Origin of the sequence: Caballeronia mineralivorans PML1(12), from assembly GCF_001028175.1 — a bacterium.
GTDB classification, from domain to species: domain Bacteria; phylum Pseudomonadota; class Gammaproteobacteria; order Burkholderiales; family Burkholderiaceae; genus Caballeronia; species Caballeronia mineralivorans.
Genome location: NZ_AEJF01000003.1, coordinates 1 through 9,883, shown reverse-complemented (window position 1 = coordinate 9,883; position 9,883 = coordinate 1). Strand labels below are relative to the sequence as shown.

Annotated in this window: 6 protein-coding genes and 2 pseudogenes; 4 read left to right on the top strand and 4 right to left on the bottom strand. The window is 61.4% G+C overall.

The features are described from left to right. Positions 1–140: 140 nt before the first annotated feature. Together EOS_RS00420 and EOS_RS00415 are read left to right on the top strand one after the other, a co-directional pair. On the top strand, positions 141–650 hold the full coding sequence (locus EOS_RS00420; RefSeq protein WP_235442660.1) for a hypothetical protein: 510 nt from the start codon (positions 141–143) through the stop codon (positions 648–650). A 149-nt stretch (positions 651–799) separates the two neighbouring features. Then, positions 800–2,707 (top strand): annotated as a pseudogene (locus EOS_RS00415) (propionate--CoA ligase); the annotation flags it as partial. Positions 2,708–2,873: 166 nt separating this feature from the next. Here EOS_RS00415 and EOS_RS49105 read toward each other — a convergent pair. Both EOS_RS49105 and EOS_RS00410 read right to left on the bottom strand, forming a co-directional pair. Further along, positions 2,874–3,038: pseudogene (locus EOS_RS49105) on the bottom strand (DNA-binding protein); the annotation flags it as partial. A gap of 96 nt (positions 3,039–3,134) precedes the next feature. Further along, on the bottom strand, positions 3,135–4,364 hold the full coding sequence (locus EOS_RS00410) for an MFS transporter (protein WP_047844632.1): 1,230 nt from the start codon (positions 4,362–4,364) through the stop codon (positions 3,135–3,137). Positions 4,365–4,675: 311 nt separating this feature from the next. Between EOS_RS00410 and EOS_RS00405 the strand changes: the two genes are divergently transcribed. After that, positions 4,676–6,331 carry a methyl-accepting chemotaxis protein gene (locus EOS_RS00405; RefSeq protein ID WP_047844631.1) on the top strand — a complete coding sequence of 552 codons (1,656 nt, stop codon included), beginning with the start codon at positions 4,676–4,678 and terminating at the stop codon, positions 6,329–6,331. Positions 6,332–6,530: 199 nt separating this feature from the next. Further along, positions 6,531–6,980, top strand: a complete 450-nt coding sequence (locus EOS_RS00400; RefSeq protein WP_047844630.1) for a hypothetical protein — start codon at positions 6,531–6,533, stop codon at positions 6,978–6,980. 68 nt (positions 6,981–7,048) lie between these two features. Here the strand turns inward: EOS_RS00400 and EOS_RS00395 are convergent, their stop codons facing one another. Beyond that, on the bottom strand, positions 7,049–8,524 hold the full coding sequence (locus EOS_RS00395) for an HDOD domain-containing protein (RefSeq protein WP_047844629.1): 1,476 nt from the start codon (positions 8,522–8,524) through the stop codon (positions 7,049–7,051). Between the two features lie 236 nt (positions 8,525–8,760). Further along, positions 8,761–9,883 (bottom strand): putative bifunctional diguanylate cyclase/phosphodiesterase (locus EOS_RS00390; protein ID WP_047844628.1); only part of this gene is annotated, 1,123 nt, incomplete at its 5' end.

Below are 9,883 nucleotides of genomic sequence, written 5' to 3'. Positions count from 1 at the left end.
CGCGCATGGCCCGCCGCTGCGGCGCAGCCCGCCAGCGCACGCGTGAGTAGCGCCACGCAGCCCCGGCCACCCCGGTTTTCACGTCGTCCGATAGTCGCGAACCTTGCCTTAGCCATGAATTTCTGGAGTACGAGACCGCTGTGATCGCCACCCAATCTCCCTCGGCCAAGCCCTTCACGCCGGCATGCGTTCTCACCGACGCGCGCGATATGCCCGATCAGCGTTTGCACGACGCCAGCCGCTTCCCGCTTGTGCGCTTGCGCCGCCGGGCGGTGCAGCCTGGCTACGCGTTTGCCTGGGGCGCCGAGATGCAGCGGCTGTTGTCGCTGAAGACGCCGTTTGTGATCGTGTCGGAACATAACGCCGATGAAACCGCCGATGACACCAACCTGCGCCACGCCTGGCTACGCTCGCAGCGGACAACACTCGCGCTTTTTTGCCGCGGGTTTATCGTGATCGAGCCGAGGATCGAAGCACGGGCGACGACGCGGGAAGCCGCGCGCGCCGTAACGCAGGGCAGCGGTGTCCGAATGGTCGTGGTGTCGAGCATGCGCGTGGCCGGCGAACTCGCGCCTGTGCTGCTCAAGCATTCGGCAAGCGATCTGGCCGAACCGCAATCAACCGATAAGCCGCGTTTGCAGATGCCGTAATGCCGTAATGGCGGCATGCGTGGCGACCTGGCAAAAGGGTCGACTCAGGGCCGTCCCTCTCTAGCAGCGCCCCGTGGCCTGAACTATGCTCAGGAGCAATTCGCCGCGTCTGAACGCCTGAGCGCGATTCAGGCGCGGCGTTCCGCTACCAGACAGGGGTTCGAATGCCGACTTATCGTGAAGCTCACCGCCGTTCGATTGAAGATCCGGAATCGTTCTGGGGTGAACAGGCGCGGCGCATCCATTGGGAAACGCCGTTCGAGCAAGTGCTCGATCGCAGCAATCCGCCTTTTGCGCGCTGGTTCGTCGGCGGCAAGACCAATCTCTGCTACAACGCCATCGACCGCCATCTCGCCGCGCGCGCTCGGCAGAACGCGCTGGTGTATGTATCGACGGAAACGGGCATCGAGCGGCGCTACACCTACGCCGAACTGCACGCCGAAGTGAACCGCATGGCCGCTGTGATGCGCTCGCTTGGCGTGACCCAGGGCGAGCGCGTTCTGATCTACCTGCCGATGATCCCCGAAGCCCTGTTCGCGATGCTCGCGTGCGCGCGGCTTGGCGCGATCCATTCGGTCGTGTTTGGCGGCTTTGCGGCGCCGAGTCTGGCGGCGCGTATTGATGACGCTACGCCCGTGCTGATTGTCACCGCCGATGCCGGTGCGCGGGCAGGCCGAGTGATCGATTACACGCCACTAGTCGACGAAGCGCTGGCGCGCGCCACGCACAAGGTGCCGAAGGTGTTGCTGATCGACCGGCAGCTTGCGCCCGAGCGGTTGCAGGCGCCGTATCTGGTTGCGTACGAGCCGCTGCGCGAACGATTCTTCGATGCCCATGTTCCCTGCGTCTGGCTCGAATCGAACCAACCTTCATATGTGCTCTACACGTCGGGCACGACCGGCAAGCCTAAGGGCGTGCAACGCGATGTGGGCGGGTACGCGGTGGCGCTCGCGGCATCGATGGAACACATCTTCCAGGGCAAGCCCGGCGACACCATGTGGACCGCGTCGGACGTAGGCTGGGTGGTCGGGCACAGCTACATCATTTATGCGCCGCTGATTGCCGGGCTCACGACGGTCATGTACGAAGGCACGCCGATTCGCCCCGATGGCGGCATCTGGTGGCGGATCATCGAGCAGCACAGGATCAACTTGATGTTCACCGCGCCGACCGCGTTGCGCGTGCTCAAGAAACAGGATCCGAAGCTGATGGAGCAGGCGGATTTATCGAGTCTGCGCACGTTGTTTCTAGCCGGCGAACCGCTCGATGAACCCACCGCGCAGTGGATTCAAAGTGCGTTGAAAAAGCCCGTCGTCGATAACTATTGGCAGACCGAAACCGGCTGGCCGATGATCGCGATTCCCCGGGGTATTGAAGCATTGTCACCGAAGCTTGGATCGCCCGGGGTGCCTTCGATGGGGTTTGCTTTGACAGTGCGTAACGAGGCAACAGGTGAGATTTGCGCGCCGGGCGAGAAGGGCGTGATCGCACTTGACTATCCGTTGCCGCCGGGATGCATGCAGACGGTGTGGGGCGACGATTCACGCTTCATCAAGACCTACTGGAACAGTGTGCCAGGGCAACAGCTGTATTCGACTTTCGACTGGGGCGTGACCGACGAGGATGGCTATGTGTCCATTCTCGGGCGCACCGATGACGTGATCAATGTGGCAGGGCATCGGCTCGGGACGCGTGAAATCGAGGAGGCGATAAGCAGTCATCGGGCCGTGGCCGAGGTGGCGGTTGTGGGCGTTGCAGATTCGGTAAAGGGGCAAGTCGCGCTGGCCTTTGTTGTGTTGCGCGATGCCCAGGCTTTGGATAAAGCCGGCGCGCGCGAAGCGCTTGAAGCGGAACTCGCCCGCAGCGTCGACGCCCATTTGGGCGCGATAGCGCGTCCAGCCCGAGTGCATTTTCTGGCGACGTTGCCGAAGACCCGGTCGGGCAAGTTGTTGCGCAGGGCGATTGCCGCGCTGGCCGAAGGGCGCGACCCTGGCGATCTGCCAATGATCGAAGATGCCGGGGCGCTGGTGCAGGTGAAGGAGGCTTTGGCGCGGTAGCTACTCTTATTTCACCAGCGGGCGCAGTTCCCGCTGCGCCCGCGGTGTGAGTCACTGTGCCTCTTTGGTCAGGTTGATCTGCATGGTCGTTTCTGCAATTCGTGAACCGCTTGCTCAAGCTCGTAGGTGCCTTTTGCGTTCAGTCAGTCCATTATTTCCGCCAGATGCCAGATGCCAGATGCCAGATGCCAGATGCCAGATGCCAGATTGCCGTGCTGCCTTCGTGTACGGGGAGTGGGAACGTAGCCGCGTTCGTGAGCATTAACTTGCGCATGTTCTGGCGCGTGACGCCAATCGTGTCGGCGACGTCGGTCAGGCCGACAAAATCAGGTTGGGGCGCCTGGAACGTCGAAACGAAAACTCGTTTTAGAGTCGTGCGCTCGCCGGTTGTATGCCTGTTCTGCTCACATGACCGTGATCATCACGCTTATGCCGATATCCGTTTCTCCCGGGTATTGGGCAGCAGGATCGTCAGGACTCCGATCAGCGGCAGGAACGAACAAACCTTATAGACATAGTCGATGCTCGTCGCGTCAGCCAGATGGCCAAGGACTGCCGCGCCGATCCCGCCCATGCCGAACGCGAAGCCAAAGAACAACCCAGCGACCATGCCGACCTTGCCGGGGACCAGTTCCGTCGCATAAACCAGGATGGCCGAGAACGCCGATGCGAGGATCAGTCCGATTACGACCGACAGCACGCCGGTCCAGAAGAGATTTGCGAACGGCAACATCAGTGTGAACGGCGCAACGCCCAAGATCGATACCCAGATAACAACCTTCCGGCCGATCTTGTCGCCGACAGGCCCGCCCACGATCGTGCCCACGGCCACTGCCGCAAGGAACCAGAACAGGTGCACCTGCGCAGTTTCTACGGGCAAATGAAATTTGCTGATCAGATAAAACGTGAAGTAGCTACTGATGCTCGCCAGATAAAAATACTTTGAAAATACGAGGAGCATTAACACCGTCATGGCGACGAGTACCTTATTGCGCGACAAAGCCGACACCGCGACCGCGCCACGTGCCTTCTTCACTGCCGGATGACGTTGATACCAGCGCCCGATATTCGCCAATACGACAATGGCGAGCAATGCCGCAGCCGAAAACCACGCAATGCTGCGTTGCCCGTGCGGCATGACGACCAATGCGGCCAGCAGCGGCCCGAGAGAGCTGCCCGCATTGCCGCCGACCTGAAACACCGACTGCGCAAGACCGTGCCGTCCGCCCGACGCCATGCGCGCCACGCGCGACGATTCAGGATGGAAGATTGACGATCCACATCCGACGAGTGCGGCGGCGATCAGCAATACCGGATAGCTTCCGGCCATCGACATCAATAACAATCCGCACAACGTAAAACCCATGCCGACCGGCAACGAATACGGCTTCGGATGTTTATCGGTATATAGGCCGACCAGCGGTTGCAGCAACGACGCCGTGATCTGGTAAGTCAGCGTAATCAAGCCGATCTGTCCAAACGACAATGCGAACTCACTTTTGAACAGCGGATAGATGGCGAGAATCAGCGACTGGATCATGTCGTTGAGCAAATGCGCAAAACTGATCGCGCCAAGCACGGAAAATACGGTGCGCGGAACAGCGGGGCTCAAGGCAGGAGCGGCGCCAAGCGCGCCTTTTTCGATACTTGTCTGCATGATGATGGGCCGGAAGGTGTCTTTCGTTGTGTTTCGTTGATCCTTAGCAGCGCCGCCAATGCGCCATTTGCTGACAATTCTAAATTGTCCTCTATGCATTGTCCGGCCAAACTTTGTCGCGAAGCGGACAGCAACTTGCCCATGCCTGGACCCAGCACGCCCGCTTTTGGTGAGAGTGACATGAGTTTGTAACATGTGCAAAAAACACCTCTAAAGAAGCGCCGTTTCCCGCCGTAGACCATTGATGTAGCCGTGCGTCCCGCCCAAGAAGCAGGCCGCGCGATGCCAATCAAAACTGGGGAATTCAATAGATGAAACCGTTTTCGCTACGGGGTAATCCCGGCGCTGGCTTTATTCCCGATGGCGGCGCCAAGGCAGCCGTCAAGGCGCTGGCCAAGGTCGCCGGCACGAGCGGCCGTTCGTTGTCCGTCAAGGCGTCGCTGCGCCTGGCGTTTGCATTGTTGCTGATCGGCACGCTTATTATCGGCGTGATTGCGCTCACGCAGATCAGCCGTCTCAATGGCTCGACGGAGTCGATCTATCGCGAGGGTCATGTCGCCACCCGCGCGGTGGAGGAGCTGCGCAGCGCCGTGTTGCGCGCGAGCCGTTCGCAAAAGATGCTGCTCACGGCGACGACCGCCAAGGAACGCGACGAACTCGGCGCGGACATCGAACACGCGCTGACCGATATCGGCAGCGGGCAACAGGGCCTGCAAAGCTACGCAGACCCGTCGGGCGACCAGAAGCGTCTGGCGACGGCCGTTGGCACGTGGAGCACCGATCTGCGCACCTTCGTGAAACTGGTGAAGGAACAACCGCTCGATCTGTCGCAGATGAACTGGCAAGTGGGCATCCAGGATGTCTCGTTGCTGGTGGCGACGGGCAAGCTGGAGAAGCTCGTCAATGTGCTCATCGAACAGCGTGGCGTGGCGGCTAAAGCGACTATCGATTCGGCGGCTTCCATCTATCACGCGTCGTTCGTGATGGTGGCCGTGCTGACGCTGGTGCTGATCGTGCTGGCGTTGACGGTGAGCGAATGGGTCGTGCGACGGCTCGCAAAACAACTCGGCGGCGAACCGGTCTACGCGATGGAAATCGCGAGCCGGATCGCGGCGGGCGATTTGTCGAACCGTATCGCGATTGCCAAACGCGACAACACCAGCATGCTCTATGCGCTCTCGGGCATGCAGAAGGATTTATCGACGACGGTCGGCGAAATCGCGGCCAGCGCGGAAGCGATCGCGTCGGCATCCGGCGAGATCTCGCAAGGCAACGTGGACTTGTCGCAGCGCACGGAACAACAGGCCGTCGCGCTGGAAAAGACTGCGTCGAGCATGGAGGAGCTCACCTCCACCGTGCGCCAGAACGCCGAGAACGCGAAGCAGGCGAGTTCGCTGGCTTACAACGCATCGGAGATTGCGGAGAAGGGCGGCGTGGTGGTCGGACGCGTGGTGGCGACGATGGAGCAGATCAACGCGAGTGCAAAGAGTATTGGCGACATCATCGGGGTGATCGAAGGCATCGCGTTCCAGACGAATATTCTCGCGCTCAATGCAGCCGTGGAAGCGGCGCGGGCAGGCGAAGAAGGGCGCGGGTTTGCAGTCGTCGCAGGCGAAGTGCGCAATCTTGCGCAACGTTCGTCGGCGGCGGCGAAGGAGATCAAGGGCTTGATCCACGCGTCGGTGGCGCGTGTTTCCGATGGCTCGACCTTTGCTCACGAAGCCGGCGCGACAATGGAAGAAGTCGTGAAGGCCGTCAAGCGCGTGACGGACATCATGGGCGAGATTTCGGCGGCATCGGCGGAGCAGAGCAGCGGCATCGAGGAAATCAATCACGCCGTCACGCAGATGGACGCAGGCACGCAGCAGAACGCAGCGCTGGTCGAGCAGGCGGCCGCCGCGGCGCAATCGCTGGATGACCAGGCGCACGCGTTGAAACAACTGGTCGGGAAGTTTCAACTCGCGTGATGTAGCGCGACGTGCGAGATAAGCGAGGAATGCGGGCTTGCTGAACGGCAAGCCTTTGTTCTAGAATTCGCGACGGGCGCGGCAGGGCGCCCGGTCTCGCGAAAGTGAAAACACCTGTCACGCGTTATCGCTTCATCTGGATAAACCGCAACGTTGAACCTTTAGCCGCAGCGAGAACGGCGCAACAAGGAGAAACGTCATGTGGTCAACATCCTGTCCCCGCTTTGCGAATTCCGATCTCACCAACACCGAATTTCTTCGACGCCACGCGCGCCGGCTGCTTCGTCTCGCTCATGCGGACAGCACAAGCACCGCGATGCCCGTCGTGCGCCGCTTGCTCGCAGCGGGTGTGACCCGCGCCGAGACGCTCGCAGAACTATACGAAACGCGCGCGAATGTCCAACTCAAGCACATATTGAACATGCTGGCGGTCGAGCTGGGTCATTTCGGCTGGGACGCCTGCAAGCCGGTGCTCGATACGCGCGAGCCCGCCGTCATCGATCGATACCGGTTCGACGCCGGCGCTTTCGGCGACCACGAGAAGGTGTGGTTTGCAGATGCCGTCGCCGCGCGTGAATGGCGGCGCGAGCATGGCGGGTACATCGTGGAGTATGGCGATCAGGCGGTGGCGATTCTCTGGCGCGAGTGAGAACGAGAGACTTGCCGGCGCGCACGATTCGTCATCGGTCGCGCGCCGGGCAGAGCATTCAAAGCGGACTAGAGCAGCTCTACTTCCTTCCAGTCCGCGTTAGAAAAAAAACGACTCAATTCCCGCATCAGTTCATTTAGCGCGGCCATTTCCGGCTGCGTGATCTTGCGTACGTGCTCCGCTTGCGTCCAGTCGCCGTAAAGCATGGCGATGGTCGAGCCATTGGCTTTCACGGGCAGCAGCACGAATGCGTGGGCGTCTCCGAAAGAAGGTTTGAACCAGCGCGGCAAGCGGGCTTCAATACGAGGATCGCGAGCATTCTCGATAAAAATCCCCACCGGGTTCGCGATTGCCAGATGGAACACGTCAGGCTCGAACGCCGCAGAAAATGCCAGCGATGGCAGCAGCTTGTCCACGCCCGGCCCGAGTCCGAGCCGCGCGTGAAATTCGTTGTTGCCCTGGCGCACGAACACCACCGTGCGCGAAAACGCGAGCCCGGCAAGCACGGCCTCCGACGCCAGCGCGAGCACGGCGCCCAGCGCGTTCTTCGACGGCAGCGAGCGCAAGTCTTCAAGGCCGGCGGTAATCCGCGCCTCCGCCGATAACCCCGCGCGCGCGATGGCATCGGCGTCCGCGCGCAGTTCCACGATCTCGCGCATCACGCCATCGTTCGAGTCCTCGTTCGCGAGCGCGAGACTCATCGCGGCGAGTGCGGCGGCGTCGGTCAACAACGCGCGGCTATAGCGGTTCGCGATATCCACGAGCGAGGTCTCGCGATGTGCCTCGTCGATATGCTGCGCGGTGAGCGCATCGGCGACTTCGCTGGAATAGTTGGTAACAGCCTGCAGCCAGCGCACATGGCGTGGCGTTCTTTCATCGATGGGGGCGAGCGGATCGCGGGTCAGCATGCCAGTGCGGATGGTCTCCGGCAGGCGCCAGCGGTCCGCGGCTTCCATGCCGATTTCCTCGAAGGTGACACCCAGCAACGCGCTGCACGCGAGGCTGTCGCTGATGTGCTCGGCCGTGGCCTTGCGGCGCAGCTGATCCCACTCGGTCTCCAGATAGAACGCCACCAGCAGTTTGCCGATCTGGCGCATCAGCGTGCAGACCACGGCTTCTTCCGACGCCCGGAATTCGCTGCGCTCGGTCACTTGCCGCGCGACCGCGCCGGACAGCAGTGTGCGATTCAGTTCGAGCTTGGCATCGATACGCCGCGGCGCGCTTTGATGAAAGTGATCGACGAGTTTCAGCCCGACCACCAGATGGCCGACCGCGTCCATACCGAGCACCATCAGCGCGCGTGTCACGGTGGTGATATTGCCGCCGAACGAGATGTACATCGCGGAATTGGCGAGCCGCAACACCTTCTGCGTAAGGCCGAAGTCGGACAGAACGACCTGGACCAGGGCGGTGAAGTCCAGGTCGTCGTCGCTCATCGCGGACACGGTGGTGCGCAAGGCCTGGGAGAGCATCGGAAAGTCTCCGCGCTCGCTCATGCGGCCCCACAGCTTGTCCAGTAATTCGGCTTTGGAATTGCTTGCCATGCGATTGATCTGAATGCCTTACACGTTCCGTACCGGTTGTCCGGTACGGCTTGAACCATCGACATCGAGTCACCGACCTTGAGTCATCGGTCAGGGTCGAAGTGTAATGCGCGGAAAAAAACCTGCACAAATCCTTTAACGGCGCGGTCACACGGAAGCTTTACAGCAGACGCGTGCATGAAACGCCGCAGTAGCTCCCGTTCACTCCCGCGCCGACGCAAATGCGTGACGGTATCTTATAAAGGCGCCTGGAGAAAGAGCGTTTTATCTTGAAAGCAACGCATCAGTTCGCCGGCGGGCAGGGCTTTGCAGATAAGCCAGCCCTGGATCTGGTCACAGCCCATTTCGATCAGCAGATGGCGCTGCGCTTCGGTCTCCACGCCTTCCGCCACGAGTTCGAGCCCCAGCGATTTTGCCAGGCCGACCACCGCGGTGACGATCGCCTGGTTATTGCGCGAGGTCAGCAGGTTTTCGATGAAGCTGCGGTCGATCTTCAGCTTCGACAGCGGGAAGCGCTGCAGGTAGGACAGGCTGGAATAGCCGGTGCCGAAGTCATCGACGGCGAAAGTGATGCCAAGCGCCGCCAGTGCTTCGAGCAGGCGGGTGGCTTCTTCCGGGTCGTGCATCAGCAGGCTTTCGGTGATTTCGAACACGAGCCGGCTCGGATCGAGGCCCGTCAGTTGCAGCGCATCTTGCACGTTTTGCGTGAAACGCTTGTCGCGGAATTGCTGCGGCGAGACGTTCACCGAGACGTAGTCCAGCACGAAGCCCTCGCTATCCCACTGCACCAGTTGCATGCATGCGGCCTTGAGCACCCAGTTGCCGAGATAGTTGATCAGGCCGATGGATTCGGCGAGCGGAATGAAGGCCACCGGCGGCACGAGGCCATGCACCGGATGCTGCCAGCGGATCAGCGCTTCGACGCCGACCACACTGCGGCTGCGGCTTTCGGTGATCGGCTGGAAATGCAGCGAAAACTCGCCATTGCGCACGCCTTCGTAGAGATCGGCTTCGAGGTTCAGGCGCTCGGCGTTGCGGGGGTCGTCGTCGGGAACATGGAACATGACGATATTGCCGCCCGAGGTCTTCGCCTGCGCCAGGGCGTGATCGGCCATGCGCAGCAGGCTGCTGGTGGCTTGCACGACTTCATCGGGGAAGATTGCCGCGCCAATGCTCGCCGACAAATGCGTGTGCTGCTCGCGATACCGGTAGGGCTGCGCAATCGCGCTCAACACCCGCCGTGCAACATCTTCGGCCGCTGTGGCTGCTTCGGCCGAGGTGCCGGCCGAGAGCAGCACGGCGAATTCGTCGCTGGACACACGCGCCACGCGCTCGCCGGCACGGGCCGCGTGCTGGATG